The organism is Bhargavaea cecembensis DSE10, from assembly GCF_000348905.1.
GTDB lineage: Bacteria > Bacillota > Bacilli > Bacillales_A > Planococcaceae > Bhargavaea > Bhargavaea cecembensis.
On sequence record NZ_AOFT01000025.1, the window covers coordinates 1 to 17,194 of the forward strand.

Consider the following 17,194-nt stretch of genomic DNA (forward strand, 5'->3'; position numbering starts at 1 on the left):
GGGAGTGCCAAAGCGGCCTGAACAGTTGGCCGCTGAGGCCGGACCATGGCACGTGGAAAGATGGTTATACAACAATGTCTCGTTTATCCGGTTTTGAGCGAACAAATGCAAAGATGTTTGCAAAAAACGCTTGCAATTCCTACAGAATTTGATATAATAAATCTTGTCTTGTTCAAAACAAGTCTGGTGATGATGGCAAAGAGGTCACACCCGTTCCCTTCCCGAACACGGAAGTTAAGCTCTTTAGCGCCGATGGTAGTCGGGGGCTTCCCCCTGCAAGAGTAGGACGTTGCCGGGCTTGCCGCAAGCAAGATGATATTATTCCGCAGTAGCTCAGTGGTAGAGCAATCGGCTGTTAACCGATCGGTCGTAGGTTCGAGTCCTACCTGCGGAGCCATTAATGGAGAGCTGTCCGAGTGGCCGAAGGAGCACGATTGGAAATCGTGTATACGCTAACCGTGTATCAAGGGTTCGAATCCCTTGCTCTCCGCCAGTTTTATTACTTTAATATGGCCCCTTGGTCAAGCGGTTAAGACACCGCCCTTTCACGGCGGTAACACGGGTTCGAATCCCGTAGGGGTCACCACTTTATGGAGGATTAGCTCAGCTGGGAGAGCATCTGCCTTACAAGCAGAGGGTCGGCGGTTCGAACCCGTCATCCTCCACCATGAAACAAAAAGCTTTCTATATTATTATCGCGGAGTGGAGCAACGAGCAGTGCAAAGGCTGCGAGTAGCACCGACAGCGAAGCGTAAGGTGCCCAAGCACCATATGCGTTGAATCACCAATGCAACATCTATATTATTATCGCGGAGTGGAGCAGTGGCAGCTCGTCGGGCTCATAACCCGAAGGTCGCAGGTTCGAATCCTGCCTCCGCAACCAATGGTCCCGTGGTGTAGCGGTTAACATGCCTGCCTGTCACGCAGGAGATCGCGGGTTCGATTCCCGTCGGGACCGCCATTTTTACATAATTTATATATGGCTTGGTAGCTCAGTCGGTAGAGCAAAGGACTGAAAATCCTTGTGTCGGCGGTTCGATTCCGTCCCAAGCCACCATTTGCCGGCCTAGCTCAATTGGTAGAGCAACTGACTTGTAATCAGTAGGTTGGGGGTTCAAGTCCTCTGGCCGGCACCATCGTGGAGGGGTAGCGAAGTGGCTAAACGCGGCGGACTGTAAATCCGCTCCTTCGGGTTCGGCAGTTCGAATCTGCCCCCCTCCACCATATATAGGGGCATAGTTTAACGGTAAAACAGAGGTCTCCAAAACCTCCGTTGTGGGTTCGATTCCTACTGCCCCTGCCATTATTGACTGACGGCGATTGTGGCGAAGTGGTTAACGCATCGGATTGTGGTTCCGACATTCGTGGGTTCGATTCCCATCAGTCGCCCCATTTATCGTGAACCTCAAGGTCACCGGGGTCAATCAATTTTATACTGTGGCGGTTGTGGCGAAGTGGTTAACGCACCGGATTGTGGTTCCGGCATTCGTGGGTTCGATTCCCATCAGCCGCCCCATTGGGGTATAGCCAAGCGGTAAGGCAACGGACTTTGACTCCGTCATTCGTTGGTTCGAATCCAGCTACCCCAGTTTTTCGCGGAAGTAGTTCAGTGGCTAGAATACCACCTTGCCAAGGTGGGGGTCGCGGGTTCGAATCCCGTCTTCCGCTCCATTTTTATATTTGGCGGCATAGCCAAGCGGTAAGGCCAGGGACTGCAACTCCCTTACCACCGGTTCGAGTCCGGTTGCCGCCTCCATTTTTTTGTTTCTGCATGATTTTATATCATGCCGGTGTGGCGGAATTGGCAGACGCGCACGACTCAAAATCGTGTTCCTTCGGGAGTGTCGGTTCGATCCCGACCACCGGTACCAACGACTATACTTATGACGCGGTGCCCACTTCGGTAGGCACTGTTTTTCTTTTTGTTTTTAAGCTGAATGAGCTTTTTTATTCTCAGGCGTACTAAAGCAAAACCGCTTTCCCGCGTTTAAAAGGGGAAAGCGGTTTTTGTATTTCTGTACTTTAAACTACTGTGATTTGTCCGTTTTGCTATTCTTCATGAAAAATTAATCGACAGAAGATCTGAATTCCTGCTACCCAAGATAATGCGGGTGATGGGATTTGTTTTTTCATTGGGATAGGTATTTACAGGAGGAAAAGTCAAGAGCTCATGTAGGGGAGAATACCCCCATTTTAAGGGGTAGGAGCACTCATATTAGGTAATATCCAAGTGCCGTAAAATGCTGTAGTCTGATAGTAACCTCATGTTCTTCCTTAATTTGAAAAAAGCAGGGAAAGGGACGGTGTACATTGGCTAATCTTCATCCGAACGCTAAAGCATACTTGGAACTTTTTAATCAGGGACCCGCCATGCACGAAATGGAGCCGCAGGCAGTCAGGGAAATGATGGAACTTGCCCCACATTTAGAAGTGGAACTGGCGCCGCTTGCAAAAGTGGAAGATCGTCTGATAGCTGTAGGGAGTGATGAGAAGGTCAAAGTCAGAATCTACACGCCTGAAGGCCAGGGGCCATTTCCGATGTTTGTCTATTACCATGGAGGTGGCTGGGTCCTTGGTGATCTCGAAACCGCCGATGCAAGCTGCAGGATGCTGGCAAAACAAACAAACAGGATCGTTGTATCGGTTGATTACAGACTAGCCCCAGAGTATAAATTCCCAATCCCATTGGAGGACTCATACGCAGCTCTGAAATGGGTGCATGAGCATGCCGATAACATCAATGGAAATGCTTCCGACATTGTTGTGGGAGGAGACAGTGCAGGAGGTAACCTATCGGCAGCCGTGTCTTTGCTTTCCCGTGACCACCAGGGACCGCCGATTTCTGCCCAAGTCTTGATTTACCCGGTAACTGATCTGGGCTATGACACTGCGTCCTATCATGAATTTGGAAGAGGATTCGGCTTGGATAGAGAATTAATGATCTGGTTTGGCAAGCACTATATCAATGGTGAGGACGATGCCCGAAGCCAGTATGTTTCCCCGCTAAGGGCCGACAATCTCAGCAACCTTCCGCCTGCTCTGGTCATTGTAGCCGAAAATGACGTCCTGAGGGATGAAGGTCTTGCCTTTGCAGAAAAACTTGAGGCAGCCGGAGTACAGGTTGTCACTCAGACAGAGAAGGGTTTGGTGCATGGGTATTTCACGAACATGGGTGTTTTCCCTGAACAAGTGAAAGGGACCATTTCTAAAATTGACAGATACCTGAGTGAAATCAAAGTCGGAAACTGATTTGACCATGAATGCGTAATCCAGGAGTCTTCTGATATATAAAAAGGCAACTCACCTTTAGCAGGGAGTTGCCTTTAACTCATTATAGATAATCTTTTCGCAGTTCTTCTGCAGAACGCGGGGAGATGTAGCCTGGTGCCACATCATATACGGTTTTGGCGCCATACTGCTTTTCCTGGCTCAGCCGGTGCGCGGCCCGGGCATAGGCGACGAGGACGCTTGCCGTGAATTCCGGGTTGCTGTCGAGTTTCAGTGAGAACTCATAAATCTGCTTGTTGCCGTCTCCGGTGTTTCCGCCACGGATGACGAAGCCGCCGTGAGGGGCCTTGGAGTGGTCACGCTTGAGTTCTTCTTCTGTGATGAAGTTCACTTCCGTGTCATAGTCGGCGAAGTAGTTCGGCATTGTCTTGATCTCATTTTCGATTGCTGCCTGATCGGCACCTTCTTCAGGAACGATGTAGCAGACCCGTCGGTGCTTTTCTGCCGTGGACAGGTCCGGATTTTCTCCGCTGCGCACTTTCTCCATGGCTGCATCCGCAGGGATGGTGTACTGCACGCCGTTTTTGACGCCGCTCACACGGCGCACCGCATCGGAGTGACCCTGGCTGAGGCCCTTGCCCCAGAAGGTATAGTTCTCGCCGTTAGGCAGGATGGCATCGGCCATGACGCGGTTGATGGAGAAGAGGCCCGGGTCCCAGCCGACCGAGATGATGGCAGTGGTGTTGTTCTTCTCGGCCACTTCATTGACAGATTGGTAGAACTCAGGGATTTTTGCATGGGTATCAAAGCTGTCGACCGTATTGAACAGGCTGGCAAAATGCGGAGTCTGTTCAGGCAGGTCATGGGCGGAGCCGCCGCACAGCAACATGACGTCGATTTTTTCCTGATAGTCGGCTGCATCTGAAATATGGGCGACTTGAATGGACGGATCGTCCAGGTTCAGGGATTCAGGTTCTCTTCTCGTGAAGACGGCAACGAGTTCAAGGTCAGTTGTTTGCCGGATGGCTGCCACTGCGCCTTTTCCGAGATTGCCGTACCCGACGATGCCGATTCTGATTTTAGATTCCATATTCTCATCTCCCATTGTCTAAAGTTGATCATTGTTGCCGATTGCCCAAAAATTCATTGTTGGAAGCTTCTCGAAATTTCGGGTTTTTTCATTATAACACTAGTATGCTGTTGTGATAAATGGTGAGTCTCGTGGGTACGGGATGCCGAGTAAGCAGGTCGGTCCCGGTATCGATCCGGTTATTTTGGAACCACCTCTGAACGCAAGCCGGAAAGTTGGTGAAGATTGACCATTTTTGATATTATATTGTCAGAAGGATGGAACAAGACAGTCATGTTGGAACCGCCATACCAGGATTCGGGGTTTAGCCTTTGCGGGAGTGGGGTATAGACCTAGGAAGGCAGGTGGTATGAATGACACGTCAATGGGATTTTATTATCGGTAACAAGTTGATCACCGTTTTTGACCGAAATGAGGAACAGGCTGAGCGGAAAGCGATGCGGCTCTACGAAGAACTTAAGAAGACAGCCTGATTCATGACAGCCCATCCATCACTGGATGGTGTTTTTTATTTTAGGGAATTCATGTGTAAAAAATAATCTCCAAGTAAATCAGGTATGAGTATAGGGAAAGTTTCCAACATGAATGCTGTCTTACATAATCAGGGGGCATAAAATTAAACATGCCCCAATCATGAATGTGCAGGTGGAAATGATGGATGCTTTTTCAGTTGCGGTATTTGTGTTCATTGTCGGCGGAATTTGGCTATATGCATATAAAAGAAGCCGGTCCGTGGATAACAATAGCGGGGAGGGCTTCTTTTTAGGTGGCCGGAGCCTGACAGGGCTGACGATTGCAGGGACGATTATCATGACCAATCTGTCTACGGAACAGATCGTGGGCCAAAATGGGCAGAGTTTCGCCGGTGGGATGCAGGTCATGGCTTGGGAAGTGACCTCAGCCTTCGCATGTGTGATCCTGGCATTAGTGTTTCTGCCCAAGTATTTTAAGTATGGGGTGGATACGGTCTCGGATTTTGTGGAGATCCGGTATGACACGACAACGAAACGGATTGTTTCTTTACTGTTCATCATTACATATATGTCTTCGTTCCTGCCGGTTGTCCTTTATTCCGGAGCGCTCGTTTTCAATAAGATTTTTCATATCGATGCAGCATTCGGACTTGATCCGCTTGTTGCCATTGCATTGATCGCTGCATTTATCGGCATCATCGGTCTCGCTTACCTGATGCTCGGCGGCCTGTCACTCAGTGCATACAGTGATACCCTTTACGGAATCGGTTTATTTGCAGGGGGCATCGCCATTCTTGTCCTGGGCCTGTCCGCGCTAGGTCAAGGCAACCCGCTTGAAGGCATTGTGACAGTAAAGGAAGAGTCACCGGAAATGCTCAACGCCATTGGAGCGGCTGATTCCGAACTGGTTCCCTGGCCGACGCTGTTCACCGGGATGCTCTTCAATAACCTGTTCTTTTGGTGTGCGAACCAGATGATTGTCCAGAAGACACTCGCCGGAAGGAGCCTGAAGGAAGGACAGAAGGGAGCCCTTTATGTCGGATTCTTCAAGATTTTTGGGGCACTGTTCCTCGTCCTTCCGGGGATTGTGGCGTTTAATCTGTACGGCGAAAGCATCCCGAACCCGGACAATGCCTATCCGACACTGGTTTCGGACGTCTTGCCGGAATGGGCTTACGGTATTTTTGCAGCGGTCATTTTCGGTGCGATCCTCAGTTCGTTTGTCGGATCGCTGAATGCCACTGCGACACTGTTCACGCTGGACTTCTACAAGCCGATCTTCAGGCGAGATGCAACGGATCGGCAAGTGGCCAGAGCCGGAAAGCTGGTGACCGTCATTGTCGGTCTTGTGGCGGTTGTGATTGCACCGCTGATTTCCTTTGCCCCGGCCGGCCTGTACGCCGTCGTACAGGAGTTCAATGGGATCTATAGCATGCCGATGCTGGCGATCATCTTGTTCGGTTTCTATTCAAAAACAGTGACACCGTTTGCGGCCAAGGTCACATTCGGTTTCCACATTGCGGCTTACTTACTGTCCAAAGTGTTCCTCGACGTCCATTACCTTTATGTGTTTGGTGTTCTGTTCATCATGGACTGCCTGCTGTTATGGGGAATCACGAAACTAAAGCCGCTGGAGAAGCCATTCAGCTTCGAACAAAATCAAAACAAAGTGGACCTGACTCCCTGGAAGTACAGAAGAGGGGTGGCGGCACTTGTTGTCATCACGATGATCGGCATGTACCTCATCTTTTCTCCGCTCGGCATCGCCTCATAAACAATTAAATACTCCATCAAAAAGCAATCCGCCAAAACGGGGGATTGCTTTTTGATGGAGTCCCTGCCGGAAACTAAAAAAGCGATGCCTGCACGTCAATCTGGTTAGTGGTGTTCTTCTGCCTCCATCGCTTCTTCCTGTGTGCGATGGACGGTTCCGCGCGGGTGATGTGGCGGGGCATAGATGGAATAAAGCTTGATCGGAACGTGGCCTGTATTGGTGAGATTATGATAATAGCCGGCAGGAATCATGATTGCGTCGTCCTCTCCGATTTGCCGGATGTATTCCGGTTGCTCCGGTCTGCGGCCCATTTCGACAATCCCGCACCCTTGCTCGATTCTGAGGAACTGGTCGGTGTCGGGATGGATCTCCAAGCCAATCTCATCGCCCGGATTGATGCTCATCAATGTCACCTGAAGGTACTCGCCGGTCCAGATGGCCGTCCGGAAGTTCGGATTTGCGATAGCGGCTTCATGGATATCGACGACATAGGGGCGTTTCCCATGATCCCGGAAACGGGTTGGCGAGCCGGTGGGCCGATAGCCGGCGGCAGGGCTCATTCCGGTCATCCAAGGTCCTGGAGCGGGCATCGGTGCCCACATTCCGAATGCACAATGTGAAGGAAACAGCGGATGTCCCATAAACAAAACCATTCACTTCCTTTTTCTGATGTCCCGATAACCTATGCAGGGTCAGGCAGATTTGTCCTTTTGGAATGGGCAACGGAAGTTTTTTCCCTTATACTGAACCGTATCTCCATACATAAGAAATGAGGAATTGCCCATGCAGCAACCTGAGCATTCTGCGGCTCTTCCCGCATACAACGGGACGGTGATCCTGATTGTCCTGATCACGGGGGCTTTTGTGGCCCTGCTGAACCAGACGCTGCTGATCGTGGCGCTGCCGCCCGTCATGGAGGACTTCTCCATCGATGCGAACAAAGCACAGTGGGTGACGACGGCCTACCTGCTCACCAATGGGATCCTGATCCCGATTACGGCGTTCCTGATCGACCGCTTTTCAAGCAGGCGGCTGCTGATGGCGGCAAGCGGACTGTTTGCGGCAGGTACATTCGTCGCAGCTGTTGCCCCGAGCTTTTTCTTCCTGCTGGCCGGCCGTGTGATCCAGGCGGCGGGTGCGGGGATGATGATGCCGCTTATGCAGACGATTCTGCTGACTATTTTCCCGGTGAACCGGCGCGGCTCTGTCATGGGCCTGGTCGGACTGGCCATCGGATTTGCCCCGGCCATCGGACCGACGCTGGGCGGCTGGGTGCTGAGCTTCGGTTCCTGGCGGATGCTTTTTACAATCGTTTTGCCGCTGGCCGTGCTGCATCTGATTGCCGTTTTCTTCTTCATGAAGAATGTCACACAGCAGCGTCCGGTCCGAATCGATCTGCCGTCGATCGCCCTCTCGACGCTCGGATTCGGGGGTTTGCTGTATGCCTTCAGCAGTATCGGCGGGGAAGGGTGGCTGAGTCCGAATGTGCTGGTGTCCACTGCAGTAGGGGCCGTTGCGCTGTTTCTGTTTATCCGCCGGCAGCTGGCACTTGAAACGCCGATCCTGAATTTCGGCGTGTTCCGTTCCGGTGTTTATCGTCTCATCGTTCCGATGGGCATGATTACATTCGCACTCCTGATCGGCACGGAGACACTGCTCCCGCTGTATGTCCAGAATGTCCGCGGGGGGACGGCGTTCGAATCCGGGCTGCTGTTACTCCCCGGCGCCATTGCAATGGGGGCGATGTCCCCGTTTTCCGGGCGGATCTTCGACCGGTTCGGAGCGGGCTGGCTTGTCGTGACCGGATTTGCCCTGCAGGTCGTGACGACGGTGCCGTTCGTCATGATGAAGCCGGACACGCCGCTTGTTCTGCTGGGACTTGTGTTCGGTCTCCGGATGCTCGGTTTGTCCATGCTGATGATGCCGCTCAGCACGGCGGGGATCAACTCGCTTCCGAGCCGGCTGATTCCCCACGGCACGGCAATGGATAATACTTTCCGGCAAATCGGGGGATCAATCGGAACGGCACTGCTCGTGTCTGTCATGACCGGAACGGCAGTTGCCATACAGCCGTTGCCGGATCCTCCTCCGGATGCGCTCATGACCGGAGTCCGTGTCGCATTCCTTGTCGGGGGCATCCTGTCGGTGGCGGGCTTCATTCTGGCGCTCCGGCTGAAGAAGCTGCCTGCTGCTGCCACTCCGGAAGAATAATTGACCATGCATCGCGTGAAAGTACTCAATGGGACCATGAAAGTACATTAAGAACTCCCGAAAGTACACAACCGTACAGCACCAGAATAAAAACGCCTGTCCACTTGGACGGGCGTTTTTCGGATTCAGTAAGGAACAGTCATCTGAATAAATGCAATGGTCATTATTTTTATAAAACAATCTTGCGTTCTCTGTTGTAAATGATAAAATTGTGTAATACAACAGAGATCAGGGGGAAGGACAGATGATTACTTTTTTGCTTAGCATCTTGCTGTTGATCGTTGGTTATTTTACATACGGAAAATATGTCGAGAAAGTCTTCGGCCCCAAGAACGATCGGCCGACACCGGCGTATGTCAATGGGGACGGTGTGGATTATGTACCGATGTCGACTCCAAAGAACTCGCTGATCCAGCTATTGAACATCGCGGGGACAGGCCCGGTGTTCGGCCCCATTGCAGGTGCCCTCTACGGTCCTGTAGCGTTCATCTGGATTGTCGTCGGCTGTATTTTTGCTGGTGCGGTCCATGACTATCTGACGGGAATGATTTCAATCCGGAACAAAGGTGCCCATCTTCCCGAGCTGGCGTCCAAGTTCTTGGGCAATTTCATGAAGCACGTCGTCAATATCTTCGCGCTGCTTCTGCTCATCCTTGTCGGGACAGTGTTCGTCACTTCACCGGCAATGTTGCTGAACGTCATCTTTGACGGCAAAGTGGCCCTGGGCATTCTTGTCGGAATCATTTTCCTGTATTATGTTTTGGCTACATTGCTTCCAATCGATAAGATTATCGGGCGGTTTTACCCGTGGTTCGGCGCACTCCTCGTGATCTCCGCCCTGGGAGTCGGGATCGGCCTTGTGCTGACGGGTGCACCGATTCCGGAGCTGTCATTCACGAACATGCATCCGGGTGATCTCCCGATTTTCCCGCTGCTATTCTTCACAATCACTTGCGGTGCACTGTCCGGCTTCCATGCAACGCAGACGCCGATCATCTCCAGGACGACGAAGCAGGAAAACGAAGGACGCAAGATCTTCTATGGCATGATGATTGCAGAAGGCATCATCGCCATGATCTGGGCGGCTGCGGCAATGAGCCTGTTTGGCGGTTACGGCGGACTGAATGAGCTGATGGCAGCAGGCGGTCCCGCAGCGGTGGTCAGTGATGTATCCGTCATGATGCTCGGTGCTCTGGGGGGAACCCTTGCAGTCCTGGGAGTCATCGTTCTTCCGATCACTTCCGGGGACACCGCTTTCCGTGCGGCCCGCATGATCATCGCCGATTACTTTAAAATCGGACAGGCAAAGGTTCTGAGCCGTCTCTGGATTGCCATTCCGCTTTTCGTCATTTCCTTTATCCTGACGAAAATCGATTTCAACCTGCTCTGGCGCTATTTCTCATGGGCTAATGGCGTGACGGCGATGATTGCCCTTTGGGTTGGCGCAATGTACCTGTTCCTGCAGCATAAGAACCATTGGATTGCGACGGTTCCGGCGATCTTTATGACGTCCATGGTATTCGTCTATATCCTGTTCGAGCCGACGATGGGCTTTGGCATCGACTTGACCGTGTCCTATATCGGCGGCACCATTGCAACCCTATTCGTCACGGCATCGTTCTTTATCTCCGCACACAAAAAGCGGGGGACGGGAATTCTGCTGGACGAGGATGTATCCGGGTTTAAGCAGGCAACGCTTTAATCAGTAAGTGTATGGCCGATGCCGACCACCGTTGAAACGGCATCGGTCATTTTGCAAGGAGAGACCATACGAAAACGCCCCTGTTCCGCCGAAGCGGAAGGGGGCGTTTTCCATGGCCGGATACCTGAAAAATGACTAAGGCCATTGCGTTTGCCGTGGTTGGTCATGGGTGATGGGTCACAGCGTGACGGGTGACCGGTCATTGGTTTCAGTAAGTTAGATGGCATCCGGGCCATGCCCCGGAAAGGACTCTCACCTTTCCGGGGGATCAGTAGTAGGCGCTGTCATCAAAGTCGAGAATGACGGTATAGTTTTTCGCATTGACGGCATTGGACAGCTTATGGGCCCGGCGTTCGGCTTCCTCAGCCTTTTTCCGGTAGTCTTCGGGGTCAAACATGGCGACGCGGTAGATGACCGTTCCTTCCGCATAGCCGAACTGGATCTCTTCCTTCTGTGCATGCGAGAAGGACTTGTAGGAAGATGCCTGGGCGCGAAGCTGTGTCGCAAGCTCGATCGCCTCGACGACCGGCATGGTCCCGCCTTCAAATTCCACTTCATTGTCGATATTGGCCCGGTACACGAGGCGGTCCAGCGTTCGGCTGTCTTTTCTCACCCGGTCCAGCTCCCGCTCGATCTCCGCCATCGATCTCCGCCCGGTCTCGGGCTGCTTGCCCTTTTCAACGAGCACAAACGCACTGCGCTGGAGTTCATCATTCAGCTCCAGAATGCGGCGGCCGAGGACGCTTTTCAGTTTGATGCCCTCTGCCAGATTGATTTTGCCCATTCGGATTCCCCCTTAGAGTTCAGCTGACCGGTTTCCGGCGTGCAAAATCCCGCCTGTGAAACTTCCGCCGGCTACGGAAGTGAAGAAGCTGCCTGTTTCCTCCAGCAGCACTTCGGCTTCTTCGGCCGTCATGGATGGCTGGAGGTAGAGGACATGGAGCGCCTCCGTTGTTTGTTCTGTGACGGCGGTCCTTCCCGAATCCACGAACGGGCTGCCGAATGGCCCCTGTTCATCGGAAGTGAGAAGCAGGTTCTCGAGATTGTTGTTCCTGCCGTTCAGGCCTTCGTATTCGTCTTCCGCAGAACCTTTGCGGATCGACACATCACCGGCAACAGCCTCAAGATCGTACAGGCCGCACGGGATGCCTTCGCGGACGGAGAAGAAGTTGTTCAGGTCCACGCCGAGATTGATCTCGCCCGGCATCTGGCCTTTTTTCACGCGCCGGATCAGCGCCTCTGCGGAAGGCCGGTAACGTCCCGGGTCCTTTCCGAATGCCTTCCAGACATTGCGCCATTCGGCGACGCCCGGGATATCGGTCACGTTTTTGTTTTCCAGATCAATCTCCATCTCCCGGTAAAAGTACCCGATCCGTCCCTTCAGCATCCCGGGAGCTTCAGAGGTGCTGATTCTGTTATAATGGAGAATGCCGAATTTCAGATCCGGCACCGTCTCAAACAACATCTGATCTGCTGTAATCTTCATGACATCACCTGTATTTTGTGACTTTTCATATATCGTACCACAACAGAAAGGGGCAGACCCTATGGATACCGTCACACTGCAGCGGGAGCTGCGTGCGTTCGCGCGGGAGGCGGGCATCGACAAAATCGGCTTCACGACCGCCGATCCGTTCCGGGAGATGAAGAACCGGCTTAGACGCCAGCAGGAGTCGGGCTATCAGTCGGGCTTCGAGAAAGGCTCACTGGATGAACGGACCGATCCCGCGCTGCTTCTGGAGCAGCCGGAGAGCATCATCGCGATCGCGGTCGCCTATCCGTCAAAGCTGGATGATGCGCCGAAAGGGAAGAAAGGTGCCAGGCGGGGGATGTTCTGCCGGGCCTCGTGGGGACAGGACTACCACGATGTCCTCCGGGAAAAGCTGGCGCTGCTCGAAGCCTTTATCCTGGAGCGGGTTCCCGGCGCGCGCCTCCGGTCCATGGTCGATACGGGAGAACTCGTCGACCGGGCGGTGGCGGAGCGGGCCGGCATCGGATGGTCGGGGAAGAACTGCTCGATCATCACGCCTGAATTCGGTTCGTATGTCTATCTCGGGGAGATGATCACGAACATTCCCTTCGAGCCGGATGAGCCGATCGAAGACGGCTGCGGCGACTGCACGCTCTGCCTCGATATTTGCCCGACAGGCGCCCTGATCGAAGGGGGCAGGCTGAACGCGCAGCGCTGCATCGCTTTCCTCACCCAGACAAAGGGCAGCCTCCCGGAAGAGTTCAGGACCGAGATCGGCAACCGGGTGTACGGCTGTGACACCTGCCAGACGATCTGCCCGAAAAACAAGGGCATGCATAACCGGATCCACGAGGCGTTCCGTCCCGATCCGGAATTGGCGAAGCCGCTGCTCGAGCCGCTCCTGAACATGACGAACCGCGAGTTCAAGGAAACGTTCGGGCATATGTCGGGCTCCTGGCGCGGGAAGAACCCGATCCAGCGCAACGCAATCTACGCACTTGGCCACTTCCGGGAACAGTCGGCACTGCCCGAACTGTCCCGCATCCTCCGCGAGGATGTCCGGCCTTACATGCGTGGCGCCTCTGCCTACGCGCTCGGAAAAATCGGCACGGAACAAGCGGAGACCGCTCTGCGCCATGCCGAATCGCGTGAAAAGGAAGAAGAGGTCCTGATCGAGATCCGGGCCGCGCTCCGCCGAATCGCAGACCAGAAGAAGGAAGTGCACGAATGATTCACGTCGTTTTACATGAACCGCTCATCCCGGCAAACACCGGGAACATCTCCCGCACCTGTGCGGGCACAGGGACCCGGCTCCATCTGGTCCGGCCGCTCGGGTTTTCGACCGATGACCGGATGCTGAAGCGGGCCGGCCTCGATTACTGGGAACATGTCGACCTGGAGTACCATGACCGGATCGAGGATGTGTTCTCCGCCTATCCTGAAGGAGAATTCTACTATCTGACGAAGTTCGGTGAAGGGAACTATGCCGACCGGGACTTTTCGGATCCGGAACGGGACATCTTCTTCGTGTTCGGAAAAGAGACATCCGGACTGCCGAAGGGCCTTCTTGCCGCCCATCCGGAGCGCTGCCTGCGCATCCCGATGAATGACCATATCCGCTCGCTCAACCTGTCGAACACGGCTGCAGTCCTCGTTTTCGAGGCACTTCGCCAGCAGGGCTTCCCGGGCCTCCGCTAAGGAAAGCGGGCATACAAAAAGGGACTGCCCGGTAGGCAGCCCCTTTTTCTCAGCTTTGGCTTGCTTTGTTATCTTTCGCAGTGCCCGGCTTGTCCTCGTAACCGCCTGTGAAGATCGCGGAAAGGAAAGCGAAGCACACACCTAGGATCAAGAGAGTGTTCATGTCGTTACCTCCTGGTTCGAAGTTCGATCTCCATTCAGTATAACGCATCCCGGATAAAAAGAAAATGGGACCCGGCCGGGGAACGTCACAGCCCGCCCGGTTCCGCCAAAAAATCGTCACGAAATCACTGGATAAAATGAAACTTTCGGCCTGCACAGCCGTATAACAACTAAGACTAAACGAAAGCAGGGATCACTCATGAGAGCATCCACCATCATGCGCTGGGTTACGGGTCTGGGAGAGGCCTTTCTCGCCATCCCGTTCCTGGGCGGCCTTTATGTCATGGGATCGGGATATACGTTTCTCGGCGTCATGTTTGTCCTACATGCCATCACGCTCATCCTCGCCATCCGGGACTTCTCCGCAAAGTCCGGTTCCATTGTCGGCCTGGTGACAAGCGCCATCGCCTGGATCCCGTTTCTTGGCTGGTTCATGCACGCCGTATCCGCGGTATTGCTCATCATCCAGGCCGTCACATCGCGCCCGAAGCAGCACTATTGATCGCTGACCATCATGTAGGGAGACCCGTACACATATGAACTCGATGATTACTGTGATGCTCCTCGGACTGGCGCTCATCTCGGGCGCCATCTTCGGGGCCATCTTCATAACGCTCTATCAGAGAAACAGGAAAGCCGGCCTGGCCATGCTCGCCACCGCATTGCTCGCCGCGCTTGTACAGCTTTATCTGCTCTTTACCCTTTCCCCATGGCTGACCGCAGCCGTCTTCGTCATCTACGCCATCATCGCGGCGGTTGTGGCGTGGCTATTAAAGAAAAAGCAGCAGGGAGCACCCTATAGAAAATAAACAAACAAAACGGCAACGGTCCAGACCTCCAAGGAGGCGCTGGCCGTTGCCGTTTTTTTGTATCCTTCAATATTTCCCTTAGTGCGGCAGGAACAGCAGCTGGTAGGCGAACATGATTGCAAACAGGTAGAGAAGCGGGTGGACGTCGCGCCATCTGCCTTTGACGATCTTGATGATCGGATAAGAAATAAAGCCCAGTGCAATCCCGGTCGCGATGCTCGAAGTGAGCGGCATCGTGAGAATGATCAGGAACGCAGGGAAGGACTCATCGAACGACTCCCATTCAATCTCCTTGACGATGCCGATCATCAGGCTGCCGACGATGATCAGCGCAGGAGCGGTAATTGCCGCGACCCCGGACAGCGAGCCGACAAGAGGTCCGAAAAACGAGGCGATGATAAAGAGCACGCCCACAGTTACAGTCGTGAGCCCTGTCCGTCCGCCGACAGCCACACCGGAGGAAGATTCCACGTAGGCCGATGTCGGGCTTGTCCCGAACATCGCGCCGGCTGTCGCAGCAACGGAATCTGCCAGCAGGGCGGGCCGGACCCTCGGCATCTTGCCGTCTTTGATCAGCCCGGCCTGGCGGGCCACCCCGAGCATCGTGCCCGTCGTATCAAAGAGCGTCACCATGAGAAAGGCGAATACGACACCGTAAAGACCGTGGGAGATGACGTCTCCGAATGCATCGACCGGATTCCAGACAATGAGCCCCTCCGGCAGATGCGGCATCTTCACGAATCCTTCCGCAAAGCGGAGCTGGCCGGTCACGTAGGCGATGACGCCGGTGACCGCCATGCCGATAAAGATCGCACCGTAGACATTGCGTGCCATGAGGACTACCGTAATAATCAGTCCAAACAGGGAAAGCAGGACGGGCGGGGAAGTCAGGTCGCCAAGCTTCACCAGATTCGTTTCATGATGGGCGACGATCCCGGACAGCCTGAGCCCGATAAAGGCGATAAAGAGCCCGATGCCCGCGGTAATGCCGTGCTTCAGATTTTCCGGAATCGCATCGATCAGTTTTTCACGGATTGGCGTGAGCGACAGGATAACGAAAATGATCCCCGCAACGAAAACTGCAGAAAACGCTGCCGTATAATCAAGCGCACCATCTGATGCGATAATGACGGAAGTAAAATAGGCGTTCAGCCCCATGCCCGGGGCGATGGCGATCGGGTAGTTGGCGAATAGCGCCATCCAGAGTGTCCCGATGACCGACGCAATGATCGTTGCCATGAACACCTGGTCGAATGGAACACCGGCATCAGCCAGGATGATCGGGTTGACGATGATGATGTAGGCCATTGTCAGGAACGTTGTCATGCCGGCCAGAACTTCAGTTTTTACAGATGTATCATGCTGTTTCAGTTGAAACACGGAATTTCCTCCTTTGGAGAACACGAACGATTATCAAGACCATCCAACATATTATTCGTTTTATCCCCAAATTTCAACCAAAACATAAAAAAACAGATGATTCGATTTCATTCCCATGCTCCGATAAAATAAAAGTGAATCAGAAGGAGGGAATGGCATGGAACTGAATCTGCAATCGAAGAAAACGCTTGCCAACGGCGTGGAAATGCCGCGTCTCGGGCTTGGGGTATACAAAATGACCGAGCCGTCCGAGTCGGTCGAAGCCATGACGGCGGCACTTAAGGCGGGCTATCTTGCCATCGACACGGCTTCCCTGTACGGCAACGAGGTACAGGTCGGCGAGGCGGTCCGGGCATCCGGCGTGAAACGGGAAGATATCTTCATCACATCGAAGGTATGGAACACGGACCAAGGATACGATGAGACCCTTCGCGCGTTCGAGAAGTCGCTGGAGAACCTGAAAATGGACTATCTTGACCTGTATCTCACGCACTGGCCGGTGGAAGGGAAGTTCACGGATACATACCGGGCGATCGAACGCCTTTATGAAGAAAAGCTGATCCGTGTGCCGGGCGTCTCGAACCACCATCGCCATCACCTGGAGGCCGTATTCGCGAAAGCCAATGTGAAGCCGATGGTCAACCAGATTGAGCTTCATCCGTACCTGAGCCAGGAGCCGCTCCGCGAGTTCTGTCAGGAAGAGAACATCGCCGTGACGGCCTGGTCGCCGCTGGCACGCGGGAAGCTGATGGAGGAACCGGTCGTCATGCGCATCGCGGAAGCACACGGCAAGGCGCCGGCTCAGGTCATCGTCCGATGGCACCTTCAGCACGATATCATCGTCATCCCGAAATCTGTCCGCCCGGAGCGGGTCCGCTCGAATGCGGACGTGTTCGACTTCACGCTGTCGGACGAAGAGATGCAGCAGCTGGATGCGCTTAACCGCAACGAACGAACAGGAAAAGACCCGGACAATATGGATTTCTGAACAGAAAAAAAGCGCAAGCGCCCGTTTGGCAACGTACAAACTGGAACCTTTCGCAATGAGATAAAGGAAACACGGCGAGGAACGAGACGATGTTGACTGATCGTAGTGGAGAAGGGTGAAGCTTGCCAGTTGCTGGGTGCTGGAGCTGGCCGGGGACGCCACGTGAATAGCCGTTATCCACAGAGATGATTTGTAATTTCCTAAGCAA

14 protein-coding genes, 16 tRNA genes and 1 rRNA gene are annotated in these 17,194 nt (G+C 53.7%); 26 read left to right on the top strand and 5 right to left on the bottom strand.

What is annotated here, in order from left to right; all coding sequences use genetic code 11:
* Positions 1-182: 182 nt before the first annotated feature.
* From rrf to C772_RS15070, 18 genes are all read left to right on the top strand, one after another.
* Positions 183-298, top strand: a 5S ribosomal RNA gene (gene rrf, locus C772_RS14985).
* 24 nt (positions 299-322) lie between these two features.
* Positions 323-397: transfer RNA gene (locus C772_RS14990), tRNA-Asn, on the top strand.
* A gap of 5 nt (positions 398-402) precedes the next feature.
* Positions 403-493: transfer RNA gene (locus C772_RS14995), tRNA-Ser, on the top strand.
* An 18-nt stretch (positions 494-511) separates the two neighbouring features.
* A tRNA-Glu gene (locus tag C772_RS15000) sits at positions 512-586 on the top strand.
* A 6-nt stretch (positions 587-592) separates the two neighbouring features.
* Positions 593-668 (top strand) — tRNA-Val (locus C772_RS15005).
* Between the two features lie 140 nt (positions 669-808).
* A tRNA-Met gene (locus C772_RS15010) sits at positions 809-883 on the top strand.
* A 2-nt stretch (positions 884-885) separates the two neighbouring features.
* Positions 886-961: transfer RNA gene (locus C772_RS15015), tRNA-Asp, on the top strand.
* A 20-nt stretch (positions 962-981) separates the two neighbouring features.
* Positions 982-1,057 (top strand) — tRNA-Phe (locus tag C772_RS15020).
* A 3-nt stretch (positions 1,058-1,060) separates the two neighbouring features.
* Positions 1,061-1,136, top strand: a tRNA-Thr gene (locus tag C772_RS15025).
* A 4-nt stretch (positions 1,137-1,140) separates the two neighbouring features.
* A tRNA-Tyr gene (locus C772_RS15030) sits at positions 1,141-1,224 on the top strand.
* A gap of 5 nt (positions 1,225-1,229) precedes the next feature.
* A tRNA-Trp gene (locus C772_RS15035) sits at positions 1,230-1,303 on the top strand.
* Between the two features lie 13 nt (positions 1,304-1,316).
* Positions 1,317-1,392: transfer RNA gene (locus C772_RS15040), tRNA-His, on the top strand.
* 48 nt (positions 1,393-1,440) lie between these two features.
* Positions 1,441-1,516: transfer RNA gene (locus C772_RS15045), tRNA-His, on the top strand.
* A gap of 1 nt (position 1,517) precedes the next feature.
* Positions 1,518-1,589 (top strand) — tRNA-Gln (locus tag C772_RS15050).
* Positions 1,590-1,595: 6 nt separating this feature from the next.
* Positions 1,596-1,671 (top strand) — tRNA-Gly (locus C772_RS15055).
* Positions 1,672-1,682: 11 nt separating this feature from the next.
* Positions 1,683-1,756 (top strand) — tRNA-Cys (locus tag C772_RS15060).
* A gap of 30 nt (positions 1,757-1,786) precedes the next feature.
* A tRNA-Leu gene (locus C772_RS15065) sits at positions 1,787-1,871 on the top strand.
* Positions 1,872-2,310: 439 nt separating this feature from the next.
* Entirely contained in the window at positions 2,311-3,249 is a 939-nt protein-coding gene (locus C772_RS15070; RefSeq protein ID WP_035002626.1) for an alpha/beta hydrolase, read from the top strand.
* A gap of 82 nt (positions 3,250-3,331) precedes the next feature.
* Here the strand turns inward: C772_RS15070 and C772_RS15075 are convergent, their stop codons facing one another.
* Positions 3,332-4,318: a diaminopimelate dehydrogenase gene (locus tag C772_RS15075; protein WP_008301353.1), complete on the bottom strand. Its 987-nt coding sequence runs from the start codon at positions 4,316-4,318 to the stop codon at positions 3,332-3,334.
* Between the two features lie 654 nt (positions 4,319-4,972).
* Between C772_RS15075 and C772_RS15080 the strand changes: the two genes are divergently transcribed.
* Positions 4,973-6,565, top strand: coding sequence for a solute:sodium symporter family transporter (locus C772_RS15080; RefSeq protein ID WP_008301357.1), 1,593 nt, complete (start codon positions 4,973-4,975; stop codon positions 6,563-6,565).
* 104 nt (positions 6,566-6,669) lie between these two features.
* On the opposite strand, the gene C772_RS15085 is transcribed toward C772_RS15080, so the two are convergent.
* Complete coding sequence (locus C772_RS15085; RefSeq protein ID WP_008301358.1) at positions 6,670-7,134, bottom strand: cupin domain-containing protein; 465 nt, start codon at positions 7,132-7,134, stop codon at positions 6,670-6,672.
* A 214-nt stretch (positions 7,135-7,348) separates the two neighbouring features.
* On the opposite strand from C772_RS15085, the gene C772_RS15090 reads away from it, so the two are divergent.
* Complete coding sequence (locus tag C772_RS15090) at positions 7,349-8,776, top strand: MDR family MFS transporter (RefSeq protein ID WP_008301360.1); 1,428 nt, start codon at positions 7,349-7,351, stop codon at positions 8,774-8,776.
* A 244-nt stretch (positions 8,777-9,020) separates the two neighbouring features.
* Positions 9,021-10,478: a carbon starvation CstA family protein gene (locus C772_RS15095; protein ID WP_008301362.1), complete on the top strand. Its 1,458-nt coding sequence runs from the start codon at positions 9,021-9,023 to the stop codon at positions 10,476-10,478.
* Between the two features lie 268 nt (positions 10,479-10,746).
* Here the strand turns inward: C772_RS15095 and C772_RS15100 are convergent, their stop codons facing one another.
* Together C772_RS15100 and C772_RS15105 are read right to left on the bottom strand one after the other, a co-directional pair.
* A complete protein-coding gene (locus C772_RS15100; RefSeq protein ID WP_008301363.1) occupies positions 10,747-11,262 on the bottom strand; it encodes a DIP1984 family protein in 516 nt (171 codons plus the stop codon).
* 12 nt (positions 11,263-11,274) lie between these two features.
* On the bottom strand, positions 11,275-11,964 hold the full coding sequence (locus tag C772_RS15105; protein ID WP_008301366.1) for a B3/B4 domain-containing protein: 690 nt from the start codon (positions 11,962-11,964) through the stop codon (positions 11,275-11,277).
* A gap of 61 nt (positions 11,965-12,025) precedes the next feature.
* On the opposite strand from C772_RS15105, the gene queG reads away from it, so the two are divergent.
* From queG to C772_RS15125, 4 genes are all read left to right on the top strand, one after another.
* Complete coding sequence (gene queG, locus C772_RS15110) at positions 12,026-13,180, top strand: tRNA epoxyqueuosine(34) reductase QueG (protein ID WP_008301367.1); 1,155 nt, start codon at positions 12,026-12,028, stop codon at positions 13,178-13,180.
* Complete coding sequence (gene trmL, locus C772_RS15115) at positions 13,177-13,647, top strand: tRNA (uridine(34)/cytosine(34)/5-carboxymethylaminomethyluridine(34)-2'-O)-methyltransferase TrmL (RefSeq protein ID WP_008301369.1); 471 nt, start codon at positions 13,177-13,179, stop codon at positions 13,645-13,647. The genes queG and trmL overlap by 4 nt, the downstream gene beginning before the upstream one ends.
* Before the next feature lie 361 nt (positions 13,648-14,008).
* Positions 14,009-14,311: a hypothetical protein gene (locus C772_RS15120; protein WP_008301373.1), complete on the top strand. Its 303-nt coding sequence runs from the start codon at positions 14,009-14,011 to the stop codon at positions 14,309-14,311.
* A gap of 34 nt (positions 14,312-14,345) precedes the next feature.
* On the top strand, positions 14,346-14,618 hold the full coding sequence (locus tag C772_RS15125) for a hypothetical protein (protein WP_008301375.1): 273 nt from the start codon (positions 14,346-14,348) through the stop codon (positions 14,616-14,618).
* A 78-nt stretch (positions 14,619-14,696) separates the two neighbouring features.
* Here C772_RS15125 and C772_RS15130 read toward each other — a convergent pair whose 3' ends face one another.
* Complete coding sequence (locus C772_RS15130) at positions 14,697-15,998, bottom strand: NCS2 family permease (protein WP_008301377.1); 1,302 nt, start codon at positions 15,996-15,998, stop codon at positions 14,697-14,699.
* A 157-nt stretch (positions 15,999-16,155) separates the two neighbouring features.
* Between C772_RS15130 and C772_RS15135 the strand changes: the two genes are divergently transcribed.
* Positions 16,156-16,986: an aldo/keto reductase gene (locus C772_RS15135; RefSeq protein WP_008301379.1), complete on the top strand. Its 831-nt coding sequence runs from the start codon at positions 16,156-16,158 to the stop codon at positions 16,984-16,986.
* The last annotated feature ends 208 nt before the right edge of the window (positions 16,987-17,194 follow it).

Excerpts from the sequence above, each read along its gene's own strand:
- C772_RS15125 (WP_008301375.1), top strand. The coding sequence starts at position 14,346 with ATGAACTCGATGATTACTGTGATGCTCCTCGGACTGGCGCTCATCTCG.
- C772_RS15090 (WP_008301360.1), top strand. The coding sequence starts at position 7,349 with ATGCAGCAACCTGAGCATTCTGCGGCTCTTCCCGCATACAACGGGACG.
- C772_RS15100 (WP_008301363.1), bottom strand. The coding sequence starts at position 11,262 with ATGGGCAAAATCAATCTGGCAGAGGGCATCAAACTGAAAAGCGTCCTC.
- C772_RS15080 (WP_008301357.1), top strand. The coding sequence starts at position 4,973 with ATGGATGCTTTTTCAGTTGCGGTATTTGTGTTCATTGTCGGCGGAATT.
- C772_RS15135 (WP_008301379.1), top strand. The coding sequence starts at position 16,156 with ATGGAACTGAATCTGCAATCGAAGAAAACGCTTGCCAACGGCGTGGAA.
- C772_RS15085 (WP_008301358.1), bottom strand. The coding sequence starts at position 7,134 with ATGACCGGAATGAGCCCTGCCGCCGGCTATCGGCCCACCGGCTCGCCA.
- C772_RS15105 (WP_008301366.1), bottom strand. The coding sequence starts at position 11,964 with ATGAAGATTACAGCAGATCAGATGTTGTTTGAGACGGTGCCGGATCTG.
- C772_RS15075 (WP_008301353.1), bottom strand. The coding sequence starts at position 4,318 with ATGGAATCTAAAATCAGAATCGGCATCGTCGGGTACGGCAATCTCGGA.
- C772_RS15095 (WP_008301362.1), top strand. The coding sequence starts at position 9,021 with ATGATTACTTTTTTGCTTAGCATCTTGCTGTTGATCGTTGGTTATTTT.
- trmL (WP_008301369.1), top strand. The coding sequence starts at position 13,177 with ATGATTCACGTCGTTTTACATGAACCGCTCATCCCGGCAAACACCGGG.
- queG (WP_008301367.1), top strand. The coding sequence starts at position 12,026 with ATGGATACCGTCACACTGCAGCGGGAGCTGCGTGCGTTCGCGCGGGAG.
- C772_RS15120 (WP_008301373.1), top strand. The coding sequence starts at position 14,009 with ATGAGAGCATCCACCATCATGCGCTGGGTTACGGGTCTGGGAGAGGCC.